The 17,833-nt window shown below is 42.9% G+C and carries 8 protein-coding genes; all 8 read right to left on the bottom strand.

All coding sequences use genetic code 11. The features are described from left to right. Window positions 1-119: 119 nt before the first annotated feature. The 8 genes from QF049_RS26250 to QF049_RS26215 all read right to left on the bottom strand — a co-directional run bounded on the left by QF049_RS26250 (window position 120) and on the right by QF049_RS26215 (window position 17,798). Complete coding sequence (locus tag QF049_RS26250) at window positions 120-3,902, bottom strand: S-layer homology domain-containing protein (RefSeq protein WP_307541770.1); 3,783 nt, start codon at window positions 3,900-3,902, stop codon at window positions 120-122. A gap of 296 nt (window positions 3,903-4,198) precedes the next feature. Next, entirely contained in the window at window positions 4,199-5,401 is a 1,203-nt protein-coding gene (metK, locus tag QF049_RS26245; protein ID WP_105600112.1) for a methionine adenosyltransferase, read from the bottom strand. A 255-nt stretch (window positions 5,402-5,656) separates the two neighbouring features. Further along, window positions 5,657-5,929, bottom strand: coding sequence for an alpha/beta-type small acid-soluble spore protein (locus tag QF049_RS26240; RefSeq protein ID WP_017691962.1), 273 nt, complete (start codon window positions 5,927-5,929; stop codon window positions 5,657-5,659). 148 nt (window positions 5,930-6,077) lie between these two features. Further along, complete coding sequence (locus QF049_RS26235; protein ID WP_307541767.1) at window positions 6,078-6,671, bottom strand: hypothetical protein; 594 nt, start codon at window positions 6,669-6,671, stop codon at window positions 6,078-6,080. A 134-nt stretch (window positions 6,672-6,805) separates the two neighbouring features. Then, window positions 6,806-9,421 (bottom strand): hypothetical protein, encoded by a 2,616-nt coding sequence (locus tag QF049_RS26230; protein ID WP_307541765.1) that lies wholly within the window; start codon window positions 9,419-9,421, stop codon window positions 6,806-6,808. Between the two features lie 345 nt (window positions 9,422-9,766). Beyond that, window positions 9,767-12,754, bottom strand: coding sequence for an S-layer homology domain-containing protein (locus tag QF049_RS26225; protein ID WP_307541763.1), 2,988 nt, complete (start codon window positions 12,752-12,754; stop codon window positions 9,767-9,769). Window positions 12,755-13,264: 510 nt separating this feature from the next. After that, the gene (locus QF049_RS26220; RefSeq protein ID WP_307541761.1) at window positions 13,265-13,606 is read right to left on the bottom strand and encodes a hypothetical protein; all 342 of its coding nucleotides are present in this window, start codon (window positions 13,604-13,606) and stop codon (window positions 13,265-13,267) included. Window positions 13,607-13,811: 205 nt separating this feature from the next. Further along, a complete protein-coding gene (locus QF049_RS26215) occupies window positions 13,812-17,798 on the bottom strand; it encodes an S-layer homology domain-containing protein (RefSeq protein WP_307541759.1) in 3,987 nt (1,328 codons plus the stop codon). Between the last annotated feature and the right edge of the window lie 35 nt (window positions 17,799-17,833).

Genomic DNA, 17,833 nt, shown 5'->3' with positions numbered 1-17,833 from the left:
TCTTTTTTGTCCTTTTTCTAATTAGAAGGATCTATTAAGAGAGAGCTTGTTAGATTTGTACACATCTCAATAAAAAGAACACCTCAAGAAATGAGCTTCCTTGAAGTGTCCCTATTAATTTATAGATATCCTAATTTGTCCAAAACCCGTTTCAACATCACTGCTGCCTGAGCGCGAGTCGCGTTCCCTTGGGGTTCGAATGTTCTGGCTGTCATGCCTTGAATGATTCCCTCCTGCACCGCTTTGGCGACAGAATCTTTGGACTGGATTTTGTTGTTGTCCTTGAACTTGGATAGAGTGGTAGCAGCCGAAGATTGAAGAGAGACTGTTTTCCCACCGTAGTTCATCGCACGAACCATCATGAGCGCCATCTGCTCACGCGTAATAGGGCGATCCGGCTTAAACGTACCATCGGTATTTCCCGTAATGATTCCCGCTTCAGCCGCAGCCCCGATATAGGCACTTGTCACACTACCGCTACGAACATCCTGGAAACGACTTGCTGCGGTTGGTTCTCCATTCAGTCCTAGACCTCTAGCGACCAATTCAGCAAATTCCGCACGTGAAATGTTCTCATTTGGTCGGTAGAAGGAACCACCCGGTGTGCTAATAATCCATTTGGCTGAGAGTTCTTTAATGACCTCACTAGCCCAGTGTGACGCCGTATCCGGATAACTAACGATGTTGTTAACAGGGACTACCGACTGATTGCCATTCAGCTGTCCTCGAACAACTACACCACCTGTCGTATTTTTAAAGGAACTAGGTACATTCGATAACCTAAACGTAACTGGATCGATATACGTAAATCCGGATGTTACACTTGGGGTATTGGCAGCCAATTGCATGGCCAGTTGGCTTTTGACATTCTGATCTACACGTTGATCGCTTGTTCCATTACCGGCATACAAATATACGTCCGTATAGTTGCCAAGCTTCTGCGCTCCTGCACCTGCAATCAAACCTTCCATCGTCCCCGATGAAGACACAGGTACCGTCTCTAACTGAACGTATAAGGATGGAACTGCTGCTCCTGTTATTGTACTTGTGTTTGGCGTTCCTACACTTCGACTCATAGCTGCCAAATCTAAATTAGACAGTGGCACCGTCCAAAGACGATCTCCATACTTCACACCAATGGTACCGGTGCGATAACTTGCAGCAATCTGAGTCAGTGCATTTAATGGGAGTCCAACATACGCAGCCGCTTCACTATCCGGAATCTCGAATACCACCGGCTGATTCAATTTCCCCACCGTCGAAGCATATTCAAAGGACTGGATCAATTTGTTTGTATCCACGTTGAATTGACGAGTCGGGCGGTTAAAATGTGACATCGCAGATACAGCAGATGCCGTAGTATTATTCATCACAAGCAATGATTGACCGTAGCTTGATTCATCCAATTCCGACAACCAGGAAGGAAGGCTTCCCGACTGATTATTGTTCGAACTATTATTCGTCTGTTGCAACGTAAGTGGACCAAATGCTGTTATCGTGACATTCGACGCATCCCGTAACGGCACTGCCCCAGGAACATAACTCACCGTTCCCGTCTGAGTAGCTGTCGATGTTACTGCTGAAGTATCCACTTTCAACGTCACCACAGAGCCAGAAGCTGAAGCAGACAATACAGTCGTGGTTGAATTACCAATCACTACACTGAACTGAGATGCTGTTAGTGCAGCCTGGGACTGTATTGAATCACGGAAATTAATCTGAACCGTGTCTCCTTGAAGCGTAGCCGACAGGATTTTCCCATTTCCATATGTGTATGTTACTGGAGTCAGATTGAGATATCCTGCTGGGTTATTGTTCAAATCCGTTAATCGCAATGCTCCGGGTACATATGATAGCGATATATTTTGTGTATCCTTCACGGCTGAAGCCAGTGTTAACGTGACCAGATCATTTTCGATCTCGGAATCATTAACGAAGACTGGCTTGCCATCGACCAGAACTGAATATTGGCTGTTGAGCGGTTTATTCGTCGTGCTTAGTGGTTCATTGTAACGCATCCATAACTTGTTACCACTCACCTCAGCACTCTTTAACTCAGGTGGTTTGGTATCAATTGAATTGCGGACATAGAAGCCGCTGAATCCAGCAAGAGCCTGTCCACGTGTATCTTTTACAGGCCATGAACCTGGCGTGTATGCGACTCGCACGACTTCACCATCCGTAACGGATCGACTGAGATTCAACGTCACAACCGAGCTATTGTTAACCGAGATGCTATTAATGCCTACAGCCGACTGATCCGCAGTTACACTGAATTGTCTTGCTGCATCACTTGAAGTGATATATACCGTCTCAGGGTAGTACAACGTAATTGTACTGTAATACACGTTACCTTCTCGCGGCTTGGACATGACAGAATCTAAACCGTTCTCCACATCTCTTGCGCCAAAAGCAGCCGCAGCATTGGAAGATTGATCTGTAAGACGATTGCCTGTAGTACCGGGTGCATATGCGATCCGCACAACCTGTCCTACCGCTACACCTGTATCCAAGACAACATACACACTGTCACCCGAAATATAAGTGGAGCTGACATTCCTCTTTTCCCCATTTACAGTTACAGCATAAGTACTACTCAGCGAATTAGTGCTGTACAGCCACTCATCATAAGTCAGGCGAATGGTGTTATTGCTATGCATCTTAGCATTCTTCAACACAGGTGCAGTTGTATCTGCACTTAATGTTTTAAATGCCCATGATGTAGACCCATTAAGACCTGTAAATGTATTTCCTGCTTTATCACGAAACGTATTGGCTGGAATGTCTACCACATAATTTGTGTTGCTATCCAATGCGTTCGTAGGTGTAATCAGCAATTGTCTATTGTTTGCACTATTAATGACTGTCTTGGATGCAACCGTTGCTCCATTTGATTTTTTGAGCGTTACATTCTGAATGTAATTCGGATCAAGTTCTTTGTTGAACGTAACTGTTAAATTTCCCGTTAAGGGTGCATTGGTAGTACCGTTTGCGGGAGATACAGTAGATACCATGAGGGACGTCGGATCGGATATGATATTGAATCCCCAAACATTCCCACTAATTGCACTGATATCATTCTCATTGCTATCTCGCAAATAACCTTCTGGCATTACGATGTAATATGTAGTGTTGTTGTTCCAGTTATTCGTGGGAACGATCGTAATCGTATTGGTTCCAAAACCTGTAATTCGAGGTGCTCCTGCGTTTACTGGAATCTGCTCAAATACTGTACCACCAACTCTTCCCTGATAAATAATGAGATTCCCTCTACCTGCGGTTACCGGCTTATCGAACGTCATCACTACCTTAGTTGAAAGGGATACCATTGCTGCATTATCAGGAACTCTACTCACAAGGGAAGTTGAGCCTAGCCCCAGCGTACTGAAAGTCCACTCTTTGTTAGTCAGTCCCGGAAATGGAGTATTGTCCGCGTAAACAAATGATTTATTATCTATCTCTACGTAGTATGTTGCTCCCGGTAGATCTTTGCCCAGTGTAATTGTCACTCGTAGGCCAGTAGCTGGTACAGGTGTGCTGTCTCCCGCATCCGGTGTCGTAGGATCTGTAATCGGTGGTGTGGGATCAATCACAACTTGGTCACTGGATACCAGCACCGAACCCATCGTTGTATTATCATCCAAACGCTTAATCAAGATTGAACTTTGTGTACCAGGTGCCTTCTGAACAGGTTTATCAAAATCAATAACGAATGGTACTGAACTATCCACATTCGTTCCTTTCACAGCAGGAACAGTATTCGTTATTCCATTTGCACTTAATGCGTGTGCCGCATATGCTTCCCGCTCAACTCCACTCCAACCCGTAAGCCAGCCTTGAGCCGTTAGCATGACGATCAAGAGTCCAAGTATGCCTTTTCTGGCGATTCTCTTCAATTTCACTGATCTTCCCCCTTATCTGAATTTCTTCTCTTGTCTGATGTACAGACCTCATTATGTATTTCGGTTAGAGAAGGGATTTCATTTAGTTAATTGGGGATATATTCCATAATTTTCATTTTGTCTATGACAAGCAATGTAATAAGAATAAGCGTCGTGATTTCAGGAAAAGGGATAGGTGCGGGAACAATCGCTGAAAAAGATAATCAAGGCAGTGATATCGATAGAAGCACAAAAAAACCCTTAATTCCTTATCGGAACCAAGGGCCTCATTGGATGATCCACATAAAGTTAGCTAATTACAGACCTGCTTGAGTTTTCAAAAGGTCTACTTTGTCCACTTGTTCCCAAGGCACATCCAGGTCTGTACGGCCGAAGTGGCCGTATGCTGCTGTTTGTTTGTAGATTGGGCGACGCAGATCCAGCATACGGATGATGCCAGCCGGACGAAGATCGAAGTTGTTGCGCACAAGCTCAACCAATTTCTCTTCGCTGACTTTGCCAGTTCCGTATGTATCCACGTTGATCGATACCGGGTTGGCTACACCAATTGCGTAAGCGAGCTGGATTTCAACCTTGTCTGCAAGACCTGCAGCTACAAGGTTTTTAGCTACGTATCGAGCCGCATATGCTGCGGAGCGGTCTACTTTAGTTGGATCTTTACCAGAGAACGCACCACCACCATGACGTGCATAACCGCCGTAGGTATCTACGATGATTTTACGTCCAGTAAGGCCTGCATCTCCCTGAGGTCCGCCAATAACGAAACGTCCTGTTGGGTTGATGAAATATTTAGTCTGCTCATCCAGCAATTCAGCTGGAACAACAGGCAAGATGACATGTTCTTTGATGTCTTTTTGGATCTGTTCCAATGTAGTCTCTTCAGCGTGCTGAGTAGACACAACGATGGTATCCACACGTACCGGCTTGTCACCGTCGTATTCAATCGTTACTTGCGTTTTACCATCTGGACGAAGATATTCCAATGTACCATTCTTACGCACTTCCGCCAGACGGCGTGCGATACGGTGGGACAATGCGATTGGCAATGGCATAAGTTCCGGTGTCTCGTTCGTTGCAAAACCGAACATCAGACCTTGGTCACCTGCACCAATGTTTTCCGTTTCACGAGCGACTTGTTCCGGGTCACGGTTCTCAAGCGCTGCGTTAACACCTTGGGCAATATCAGCGGACTGCTCATTCAGAGAAGTCAGAACTGCACAAGTGTTATAATCAAAACCGAACTTGGCACGTGTGTAGCCAATATCCTTAATTGTATTACGAACGATGGACGGAATGTCCACGTATTCAGAAGCTGAACTGATTTCACCGATGACAAGCACTAAGCCTGTGGCTACGGAAACTTCGCAAGCTACGCGAGCATTGGGATCGTTCGCCAGGAACGCGTCCAATACGGCGTCTGAGATCTGATCGCAGATTTTATCCGGATGTCCTTCGGTTACAGACTCCGATGTAAATAGATGCCGGCCTTTAACAGACATGAAGTTTCAACCTCCCATAACTAGTAGTATGGCGATTGCCCGAACAAAACATGACAGCGATTCGTTCACTGTACCCTCGAAGCTTTCCAAAATGGAATAAGGACGCAGGGTCCGCAGTACCGAAGATAAGGATTTTTCAGGTAATTGCCTCAAACGAAAATCAACCTTTCCCTAGTGGAAAAGGTTGCATACCTCAAGTGCCATCTTAACGTATTTGTCAAGACGTGTCAAACGAAATGGGGTAAGGAAAATGCCCTATAAGTGCTGCTCTGCCTGGCGAATTAGCCTTTTGGTGATCTCTCCACCAACCGATCCATTCTCGCGGGAAGTTAGATGTCCCCACCCTTTATATTGCCCATATGAGTGGTCACTCACTTCACCCAGTTCAGATCCAAATTCTGTATCCGCACCAGCCAAACCTCTGCCACCATAACCCACATTGAGACCAAACTCTGCAGCAATCTCATACTTCATCTGATCCAGCATTTGACGACTTTCGGGTACCACTTTGCGATTGCTTCTAGCCATAGTTCCTGCACCTCCATTAATTGATTGTCAACAGTTATAGAGTGAGCAGGAACAAGGCTCGCTAGCCGTATTAATGTTTGTTAGAACTGGGTAATCTGAGCAAATGAAATGCATCATCAATGTATAATTCCTTTAACAGCTACAAATCTTATTTCAGAGTATATCCACCACGAACCATTACGGTTAAGCTGTATTTGTTTCCTTCCAATACCGTGATCCCCCGTCCATCCCTTGGAAAAGAGAGCAGGTGATTGGTCGGCGCTGCCTGTCCATTCGTCAGGTCAATTCCGTCCGTCAGATCAGCTACACCATTCGTACCTTCACTGACGATCACAGCTTTGCCGCTACGTACAATTAACTCCGCGCCAGACTTGCCGATCAGCTGTTGACCCGGCTTCACGGTTACGATCTCAACGGCCTCAGAAGCGCCTGAGACCAGTGGAGGAAGTGACGTGTCTCCACCTGTGCTACCTGAGTTCCCGGTTCCTGTAGAGCCTGTATTGTTACCATTTCCTGCATTACTGTCTGTTCCCGTATTGGTATTACCTCCTCCAGTCGGGATCTTACCACCCAAAGCCTGTTGGATCTGCTGATCTACATAACTCTTGGTCACGACTGGATCATCCGCTGTACCTGGTTGGCTGGTGCCTGCTCCAATGGCTGTATTGCTGTATACCGACCCAACCCACACGCCAACACCAATGGCGAACGCAGCGAGGGATACTTTCATATATGGTTTCATGTGAATCATTTTCCTCCTCTGGTAATCTATTAACTTTAACTATAGAGAAAAAATAGGGATGCGACAAGCAAAACCTCGTTTCCATGACGGTGGAAACGAGGTATGTGACTAATTATAGTGCTGCCTGTTCTTGATCAAAACCCATCCGTCGGGAACGTAGGGAACTCCGGTTCTTCTTTTGGAAGCTTAGAAATGTCGTATCCATAATTTTGCTCTGCAAGACGGATACGTTGTCCTTGAAATTGATCATATACTGTCAAACGATAAGAACCACCACGCAACTTCTCGAAGAAGCTGTCTTCTACGCTCCAGCTCAGTGTCTGGTTGGTTCCTACTTTCAGATCGGTTCCCAAGGTCAGCTCTTTTTCATATGATTTACCTGCTTGATCGGTCAGCGTGAGGATTAATTTGTGTTCGTTCTCACCCGTCTCGATCTCTTCATTGCGAGTCAAGCTATAGTTCATCTCTACTTGTACAGACGTACTGCCTGCAAGATATGCCCGTACACTATTGGCAGTCCAAGAGTAAGGATAGAGATCAATATTGGTCAGAGAGCCTTGAACACTGATAGAGGTTGGCGGCACTTCGAATGCCAAAGCATTTACATAAGCACTCGCTTCTCCTTCACCGGTAACAAACTTGCTATCTGCAATGCCTTCACCCACAATCAGGCGCAGGTCTGAGAACGTAACAGACTTTGGAATCTTAGCCCAGAACGTGACAATTGACTTCTGACCCGGACCAGGCAAACGCTCTGCTTGCTTCGCAGTTGCTCTATAATACTGGCCATCCGCTGTTTTGAAGTAACCTACCAGTTTGCCAAGCCCACTCTGACGAAGTGATTTGTTCGTCATCTCAAATTCGGTATATACGATGTCTGACGACGTACCCGGATAACGAATCGTTCTCCGCACACCCATTTCGGTCTCTTTATCAGCTGTGCCCGAAGTGTATGTCTTGCCACTTCCGACATAAGATAACGGTGGAATTAATCCAGATGTATTTAACGTGATCCATTCATTCGTTTCTTCTTCACTAACTTTCTCATTCAAACTAAGTTCCAGACGAGATATACGTAATTCAGAAGGAATCTTGGTCAACAGATAAGCCTCGGTTGTCATGCCCGCTCCAAGTAGCTTGCCACTTTGTGTGTAGATTAGCTTCTTGTCTCCTTCAATCTCAGCAGAATCAATCATAAACATCGCTTCAAGCTCTGGAAGTTGAACTGTTTTGTTACCTGCATTACGAATGGTTACTTTTGCAGCAATGATATCACTATCGAGCCATGGCAACCGCTGTAACGATCCAAAAGACACACCAAATGTACCTTTGTTATTTTTAATAACCGTTTCGGTCGTCAATCCATCTCCACTGGATACCGATTCAGGAATCGCATAGACACCTACAGGATAGGAGAAGACAAAGTCATTCGTTGGAGAAGACGTTGTGGATTCTGTGCCTTCACTTTTTTCTACCGGACTCATTACATACAACTTGATTTTGCTCGTATCACCATCACCCTGAAGAGTTGCACTGAGCTTAATTGTCTTGATATCACCCGGGTTCAACTTCAATGTATCCAATGCTTTGGTTTCAATCGGATAGGCTGTTCCGTCTGTATTCCGTACTTCGAAGGTATACGTCGGCACCTTAATGGCTTTCTTGCCTTCATTCTTGAGCTTCATTTGAAGGTTAAGACTATACTCACCATCATCGATTCGGACTTTAGCGGATTCAAGCAACGTGGACAGGCGTTGTCCTTCAACAGAAATGATATTCGGTTGATTGGCAGCGACTTCTACATTCGTTTTGCTCGCTTCAGGCAATTGTAACGCAGCAACAGGGAGAACACTCTTCTCTTCCCCCTGTTCCTCTACAAGCAACAACTCAGACTTTTGCAGCTTCACTGATGTAGGAAGAGATGCCATCAGACTGAGGGCCTTATTAGCTTGAGCCTGGATGTTGACATTTGTACTGTCCTTATCCGGAGTTAACGGATAGTTCGTACCACTTGGCGTACGCAAGATCCATTTGATATTCGGATTTTCAAGTAACTTATAACTGATATTGTTTAAATTCACGCCAATTTTCACATACTGATTCTTATCTTCACCTGGAAACACTTTAATCCCAGATACTTTTACCTTCACCGCAGAGTCGCTTAGACGAACTGTCTTTGGTTTGCCTATAGGTGTGGTAATGCTATAGGATGCGGGCACGTTAAACTTACCCAGCGTGCGTTCATAGTTAGCTTGACTGAAATCCCATTTCACAATAAGGAAGTTCAGATCACTCAGTTTCACCTCGCGACCTACTTTCATGACATAGGTCAACTCAACCGTTGATCCAGGCGCGACCGTTTTCTTTTCCTGATCCTTTGCAATCAGTTTAGGTGAGAACGATGTTCCACCCTTGGTTTTCACTTTGCTCCAGTAATCGAGCATCATCATTGGAGTGCTGTCATTGTTTTTATAGGACAACGTATATGTAACCACATTGCCATCGTCCTGAGACAGGATATTAACATCTGTTAATCTTACGGAACTTCGTGCAGTCACTTTAACAGGTGACAGATTACCAAGTGTATGTACAACCTGTTTCGTAGTTGTAGTCGTTTTCTTCGATGTACTGCTATTTGAACTGGTGGCAGACGTTTTATTAGTTGTGCTCGCTGCCATGGCAATGCCAGCTGTTGAACTGATCAACATTGCACTCGCGAGCAAACTCACAAACATTTTCTTTTGATCCAATTCCAAACCTCCCATAAGTTGCTTGTTACTTTATATTATAAACGTTTAAGAACGGGAGAAAGTTACGATGTTGTTGTGTATCAACAATTTAAAAGTTCTCTAAATTTTAAATAAAATCGAGTAGGAGGACTCTCATTAATTGAGTAGCCTATCTCTCACACCTCGTACGTAGCATTCGGCATACGGCGGTTCAACCATTTGAGCGCAATCGACAGTACCTCAAGCGGGTGTTTTTCCTACTGTTAGACTATTTCCGACTTAACCGCCAAGTTATTACCCCTGCCGGGCGAAAAAAAAACAGCCTTGCATCTATAAAGATGCAAGGCTGTTTTAGTAAGATATAAATTACAGCTCTTTACCGAATGAGAACTCATCCAATGCATTGCCGTGTTCGTCGTTAATAGCTTTTGCTGCTTTGTTTTTAGCACCGTCAAATTTGACAGTTGCTACTTTTCCATCTGTATTACCAACTACATTCGCAGTAACAGTGATTGTTCTCTTATCTGTAGCGTCGATAGTAGCACCTGTAACTGTTGCAGTCACACCGCTACCTGCATCAACGCTGAACAATCCTTGGATGTAAGCAGGACCGTAGTTGCCATCTGTTGCAAGAGCCTCAGATGCGTATACAGTAAATGTAACAGTGTTACCCGTTTTAACGATAGATTTCAAAGTTACCGTTGGAGTAATACCGTCGAGTACATTTGCAGTGAACGCTTGAAGTTTGTTACCGAAGCTATCTTGAGTGCTAGGGTTAGTAGCTTTCAAAGTATAACCGTCAACATCATTAGAGATTGTGTTGTCAGCAAACTTCAGAATTACAGTTTTGTTAGAATCAGCCATTGTGTAGCTTGTAGGGCGAATTCCGTTCAGGTCGAAATCTCCCAAGTTAACATTCGACAACGCTGTGTTGAATTTAACTTTAACTTCGTTACGGCTTGTAGCATATACATCGTTAGTTGTCGCAAGTACTTCGGAAGAACCAACGTTAGATCCTACAGTGTAGTTACCACTGTTGAAGTATTTACCTTCGGAATCTTTAATGTAGCTCGCGGATACTTTAACGCCTTTAGTCCAGTCAATGTTAGAATTATTTGTAACAGCGATTCTAACAGTGTTTGTTGAAATCAATGTGATGTCATTGTTTTCTTTAGCAATTTGTTGAGCTGTTCCAGTAACAACACCGTTAGCATCAACGTTCACTGCCATATATTTAGCTGCATCCAGAGCGTTACCGTCACCGGAAGTAGCCAAAGTTTTGTTGAATTGAACATACACGTAACGAACACCGTTAGTCACATCGGACCACACACGTGTAACACTACCGTTTTGGGCTGTGTTAGCGTTCAATGTTGCAGTGTAAGGCAACAATACATTTCCGATATAAGCAGTATCAATAACACCAGATACAGTCAAAGTATAAGTTGCATCAGATTTCAAGCTGCTTCCCAGGTTAACTTTAACAGTTTTGTTGTTATCAGTATAAACTGGTTTGATTACTGGGTAACCTTTGGAAGTCAAACCAGAATCAGTTACGACTTTACCTTCTGCATTTTTCAGTACATAGTTTTCTGCATTTTCTGCAGAATCTACTTTCAACGATTTGCTGAATTGGATTTCAGCAATATAGTTGCCGTTTTCCATTTTGAACTTAGTATCTACAACTGTTGGACGAACTGTATCCAGTGTTGGAGTTACTTTCGCATCAACGGAAGCAGAGTTATTGCTGTAGTCGGATACTGCAGTCAGGTAAACTGTGTTTTCCGATACATTCAACGGATTGTTGAATTTCAATGTAACTTTGTTGTCGTTGATCTCAATGGATTGAGCGTTGTTGCCTGTAGTGTTAGCATAAGCACTTGCAACGCTTTTCACTGTTTCGTCGAACTCAACAGTTACTTCTTTCAGGTCGTTGGATTTAACACCAACTACTTTAGGAGCAGCTGTATCTTCAGTTGCTGTGAATTTGCTTTCCACTGGAACGATGGACAGACCAGAGTAGTCCTGTACGCCGCTCACACGCAATGTGTGCTCACCAGCAGTCAGATCTGTAGTTACAATTGCAGTGTTAGGATAAACGTATTTTACAGAAGCTGCAATTACGTTGTTATCTACACGGAAAGAAGTTGCGTTTACAGATTCTGGTTTAACTGGCTCGCTGAATACTACTTTGAAAGCTTTTGTTCCCAAAGCTTTAACTTCTTTTACTTCTGGAACTGCAACATCAAGTGGAGTAAACTCTACTTTTTGTGTAAATGTTTTAGTTGCATCAGCATTTTTAACGTTGTTGATTTGAAGACTAGTGGATCTTTGGTTAGTCAAAGAAGTGTTACCTTCAGATACCAACAAAGTTACAGTAGTTTTGTCATCAGACAATGTAGCGCTTTTGAAAGTCAATCCGCTAACAACATAGTTATTAGTGCTTTCAGCAGAGTTTGGATCTACAGTACCATCAAACTTAACAGTGATTTCTTTCAAGTTTGTAGCAGATACGGAAGATACCGCTTGAGCTACTGTAGTTACATAAGTAACTTTTTCAGTGAACTCTTTATCTTTGTAAGTAAATTTCACTTCAGTTTCTTTGTTAGCTTCGAGAGCTTTATCCAAAGTTACTTTTACTGTTTCGCCGTCGCTGATTTTGAACTCAACAACTTTACCAGCTTCAGTTACTGTGTAAGAAGATACTTTCAAGCTTTGAGCTTGATCGATTGCGAAAGCTGCACCTACCAACAATTCGCGGGAAGCGTTAGCTGTGAAGTTAGTGTTTGCATCAACCAAACCAGCGTTGATTGCTGCTTGAACATAACCTTTAGCCCAAGCTGGAGCAGTGTTGTTTGTTTCAGTTGGGATTTCAAGATCCAATGCACGAGTCAGGATTGTAGCCATCTCGGACACAGTCACTTTACCGTTGAAGTCGAAAATTTTCTTCTCAACGTTTTTACCTTCCATGATACCCGCAGCAGTTACTGCTTCGATGTAAGGTACAGCCCAGTTTTTAGCTGTGTAGTTTTTGTCAGTGTAAGAAAGAGTTCCAGTGATCTCTTTCAGACCCAGCAATTTAGTGATAACCTTTGCAAACTCAGCGCGAGTCATGTCTTTGTCAAGACCTGCTGTACCATCCGGATAACCGTTGAAGATACCTTTTGCTTTCAATGCATCAAACTGTTGTTGCGGGGAAACTGCTGTGTCACCGAATGCTACAGATGCAAACATTGAGAATGCCATTGCTGTAGACAATGCTACGGATAAAATTTTCTTCATAACCTTTTTTTCTCCTCCTTGGGCGTTCATAACATTTGAATTTTCTTTAATAGGGTCGCTCGTATTCCTCATATATTGTTGCACCCCCTTTCCAGAGTTGTGAGCAAGTTAATATAAATGATGTCTGTGAGCATATCACAGAAACTTGTAAACTAGTTTGTAAAGCAGAATCACACGTAAATAGAGTAGTTTCCTAATCCTACCTTACGTATTATACAATGGGTCTCTCGTGGCGTAAAGCAATTTTTTCTAAAAAATAGACAAGATTCTTCACGAGGTCATTCTTGGTAACAGGCCCAATGTTTTCGACTCTACACTTTAAACGCAGTAGATTTCAAAAAGTTGCGGATTACACAAAAAAAGTTTTGATTTTTTTTATGTATAGGTACAGTGCGGGTATTGAAGCCATTCAAAACCTTTTCAAACCGTTGATACAGCAATGGATCTGGAATTGTGATCTCTGGTTTGTCTGTGCTACCAACGTTTATTTATACCCGCAACTTAAACCTATGAAGCGACAAAATTCACAAAATAAAAAGCACCCCTACTGGGATGCTTTTGGTGCAATTCTGGAAATATAAGTTATTTAATCTTCATCGCGAGTTCAATAATTTGAGCACGCATATTTGGATCACTATTCAATCTCAGATACATATCGTCAATTGGTTGTCTGTTCTCACGGTACGTTTTCTCATGCTTCATCGTTGTGTGAGACCATTCAATCAACTCATTCTCAGCCAGCACCAGACTGTTATACGCATCATGGAAGCCCGTGGACTGTACAAGTCCTTCCATCACTTCCTGAGAGATCTCCTCAGTCTTACGTGTATCTTCCAACTTTTTCTCCAGAATGACTGCCTGCTTCTCAAACTGTGTCTTTGCCTTCATGTAGCCCAGCTGGGCTTTCGAATAAATCGGTTTCATTAGCTAACTTCACCCTCTAGATCATTGTGTATTTACCGTTATTGTATCTTATACTCTAGCAAATTACAAAAATAGTTATTGGTAAAAACAGTTTCCTTCTATTATAAAAGTATTCTATGTCCATTCGTTGATGATCATAAAAAGAACCTGCCCCTTTAGAGTAAGGGACAGGTCCTTCCTAAATTGCATTAATGTATCAAATGAATTAACTCAAGGTTTTAGGGAATAATCCTGTGCTCTTTTTGAGCAATTCCACAGCAATCTTCGCTGCTTCTGCGCGAGTCATGTTCCCTTTTGGATTGAATTGGTATTGTGGTTTGGTTGATCCTGCTACAGTCACAGGACTACCATCCATGATCTTAGCCTTTGTTACAGCTTGTACAGCCGGACGAGCATAATACTCAATTGAAGATGAATCCAGGAACGACTTGCCTAGGGCTGAAGACAACTTGCTATCATTGGCTGCAAGCTTCGCGTTCATCGCACGCGCAATCATAACGGCTGCATCTTCTCTGGATATTGGCAATTGCGGCTGGAAGAATCCATCGCTACGTCCCGTTATAATCCCTACACGCGCTGCTGTCTCAATGGCTTCATAACTCCAGATCTCAGCTCCAGTACCTTTTCCTACATCACTGAATGTTTGCTGCGTCGGAGTAGTAATTGGAATATCCATACCTTTAACCAACAGTGTTGCGAACTCCCCACGTGTTACTCGATCATCTGCACCAAACGAATTACTCTTCAATGGCTTCATCAGACCTTTGGCATACATGGCATTAAGGTAGTTTCTTGCCCATGGATGGTTCGTAATATCCGCGTAACTTCTGCTTTGTTTCATTACTTTATAATATCCGAACTCATCAAATGGCACTGTGATCGTATGTTTCTTCGTATCTACTTTACCACCAATCGGCACCCAGGTACCCGCCTGCGTTTTGTCCGAAAGACGGAATACGGTGATTGTTGAACCCACATCATCTACAATTGACGGATCGTAGTTCAAGATTAATGATCCACGATTGGATGGAGTAAGGATACGTTCAGCGGCAAACGTAGTGAAAATTCCGTCCATGCTGTATGGTGTGACTCCGTCTGTAGCTGACTTATAACTGCTATCATTTCGATTACCTTGTTCTCCAATACCTCCACTGATCCAATAAATATCGGAAATCAACGCAAAGTCACTTGTATCCAATGCAGATGAGAAATTACCCGAAACGGACAGTGGAATTTCAATCTTCGGCTTATATTCGCCTCCAACTTCAGTATCATAACCGTAATCATTTATCTTTTCTACAATTCCTTTTCTCGGTTCTGCAATTCCAAACAACACTTTGTTAGTTGGATAGAATTTTGTAATACCTATTGAATTTTGGGATTGCAAAACTGTTCCTTTCGGGAAAGAAAGCTGTAGATTCTTATTAAAAGCTGTATATTTGTTAGCTACTTTAGGAGCCATATACTGTGAATTCGTTGTCACTGCACTAGTGTAGTACACAGATACTGTATCACTAATTGTCCCACCAGCACGAGTGATCTCAATCTTGATTTTATTATCCTTATCAGGCTTCAATCCCACATAATCAAGCACAAAACGATTATTGTAATCCGTACGCTTCTCAGCAGGTTCCTTTCCAATCAGAACTTGAGTTGCACCCTCTGCTTCGATATCAAAACGTACATAGTTCTTGTTAACAACAATCTGATCACCCACCGTTGGCTGAGGAGCCAAAATTCGGTATGGAGCAGGCTCACGTACAACCTCAATTCGTTGTGTAGAACGAGCGCCTGTACTATTGATCAACTCAAGCGTATACACTTGTGTTCCTGGCGCATCGAACTTCAACCCACGAATCCGTCCGATGAATGAATCTTCATTACCGGCAAAGTCAGAGCCAGTGATATCTCCAACTGTTGCACCGTTATCTGTACTTTCCAAAACCTCTGTATTATTAACAGTTTTACTGAAAATCACTTTTGAACCGAAACTCAAGTTGATATTTTGCGCTCCACTCCCTCGGAACACGAGGTCGAACTCTTTCTCACTTGTTACATACTTGCCGTCTTTAAGAATAAAGTCAGGAGTCACCGCAAAAATTCTACTTAATTTCTCTTCCGTGTAGTTCGCGACTGTTTTATTATCAAATAATTCTCTACTTGTAGGGATACGTGTTGGCATAAAAGAAGCAATGGTTGAGTTGTACGAATCCACTACATTAATTTTCAGAACCGATGTTATCGTTTTAGGTCTTCCACCCGCATCGTCAACAATGGCGCGAATATCAATGGTGTTCTCTCCATAATAGATTGGACCATTTTTCTTAATTGGCAAACTAAATTTGAACTTCTGTGTTTTCGGGAATGCAATGACCGGAACCTTTGTAGATCCTGCAGGGACTACCAAATCTGTAGCATTCACTAAACTTTCTACCGTTGTTGCTATCAACTGACCATTAACAAGCATTTCTGCCTTCAAGTCATTTAGGTCTTTGAAACCTAGCAGCTCACCTTCTACGTTCAGGTATTGTTCTCCTTTGGATGAATCAAACGTATACGTTTCTCCTGTCTGGATACTTCCTACGTAGATTGAGCTAATCGTCGCATAGGTAACCTCAACTACCTTAGCCAGATCTGGTTCAGGATTATCACTGAATGAGAAACGAAGTTGCTGTTTACCACTTGCAAGGCTGGTAATCTCATATATCTGCTCGTTATCCTTTAGACCTGTTGCACCAAGATATTGTTTTAGTTCAACCGGTTTAAGTCCTGATGGTAAGTAAACACCTTTAAGTGTTGGAACTGGTACCTTGTCAAGAGAGCTTCCTGACTCTACCAGGATATATAATTTATCATCTTGCAATGTTGCGCCATTAAGTGGTCTCTTAGAGTCAACTGCTCCTCCCTTATAGTTAGGCAGGTAATATAGGTTCGTAATATCTTGTGCACCTGATGAATACACGTAACTAGCTGTATATTCCGCACTGAACGCACCTTGGGCTATTTTCACTACAAGTGTCTGATCCTTGGCAGCCTTCGTACTGTCAGTGCTACTAGGAGTTAGATCAAACTCCTCAGTGGATGTAAAGCTTACCATTCGATACTTGACAGATTTTCCATCTGGGCCTGTGATCAACTTTTCATCTTGGGCCTGTACTATAATACTGTAACTTTTACCTTGGACGGTTACAGTACCCTCATCTGCGAATTTGCCACTACCCTCCACATAAGGAACCAGGATCTGACCAGCTAATGTCCCTTTTGTTTTATCTGGGTCCGTGAAAGTTGCCAAATCCGTTTTACTCACTACAGATTTAGTCTCATTTCCAATCGTTACTTTGAGATCTACGAAAGGTTTTGTTTTATCAAAATAATAAACAACACGTTCCGTTTCAATCCCATTAGGCTGACCTTCAATGTTGAACTTCAGAATATTTTTACCGGGTAATAGCTTTATTTGAGATGCAAAGAAACTACCATCCGTTGTTACAGGGGGGTCCATTGGTTCTCCACCATTGACTGAAATGGAGACCTGAGTTGCATTCTTAACTGTACCCTGGAAATCTACACGCTCTGTATCCACAACGGTCTCGGTACCTTCATTTAGGTTATACGCTACACCGCCACCTGGGATGGTACGGTCTGTATAAAGTATGAAGTTTTCAATATATGGAGCAGGATCATACATTACATAGAATGAATCAGAACTTTCTACAGAACTATTTCCTTGTGTTCCAATAAACGTAATTCTGTTGAATCCTGAAAATAAGCCTACGTTACTAGCGGTAAAACGGTTACTGCCACTATTCGTGATAGCTGTAGTTACAGTACGTGTTTCATCCGGAACCCATGTACGCAAGTTTCCTTCTTCAACAAGCTTTAACTGCTCAACTTTCACTTTTAGACTCGAACCGTTAACCATTGAAAATGTGCCCGTAATATCAAGGGACGAAGTAGGGCTTTTATACACAAGTTCCCTTGTCAGAAAGTTGGAGTTATCCTTGCCTGGAGTAGAATCATAGACAAGCGAAAGTCTTGAGCTTTCTCGGATTGTTCTATCAGATGGCGTAAAATACGTTGAAAATGCATCTGCAGCCGAAGCAACGGACCCACCGAATAGACCTTGTGGGAACAATGAGAACACCATGGTGACCAACATGATCCAGACCAACGGCCGTTTCTTTTGTTGCATTAAATATCATCTCTCCTCTTTTTAAGTCAGTTACC

It is taken from the genome of Paenibacillus sp. W4I10 (genome assembly GCF_030816325.1).
In the GTDB taxonomy this organism is placed as follows: domain Bacteria; phylum Bacillota; class Bacilli; order Paenibacillales; family Paenibacillaceae; genus Paenibacillus; species Paenibacillus amylolyticus_B.
Note: the sequence above shows the minus strand (reverse complement) of the source record. Positions and strands in the feature narration are given on the sequence as shown.

Excerpts from the sequence above, each read along its gene's own strand:
- metK (WP_105600112.1), bottom strand. The coding sequence starts at position 5,401 with ATGTCTGTTAAAGGCCGGCATCTATTTACATCGGAGTCTGTAACCGAA.
- QF049_RS26240 (WP_017691962.1), bottom strand. The coding sequence starts at position 5,929 with ATGGCTAGAAGCAATCGCAAAGTGGTACCCGAAAGTCGTCAAATGCTG.
- QF049_RS26235 (WP_307541767.1), bottom strand. The coding sequence starts at position 6,671 with ATGAAACCATATATGAAAGTATCCCTCGCTGCGTTCGCCATTGGTGTT.
- QF049_RS26225 (WP_307541763.1), bottom strand. The coding sequence starts at position 12,754 with ATGAGGAATACGAGCGACCCTATTAAAGAAAATTCAAATGTTATGAAC.
- QF049_RS26220 (WP_307541761.1), bottom strand. The coding sequence starts at position 13,606 with ATGAAACCGATTTATTCGAAAGCCCAGCTGGGCTACATGAAGGCAAAG.
- QF049_RS26215 (WP_307541759.1), bottom strand. The coding sequence starts at position 17,798 with ATGCAACAAAAGAAACGGCCGTTGGTCTGGATCATGTTGGTCACCATG.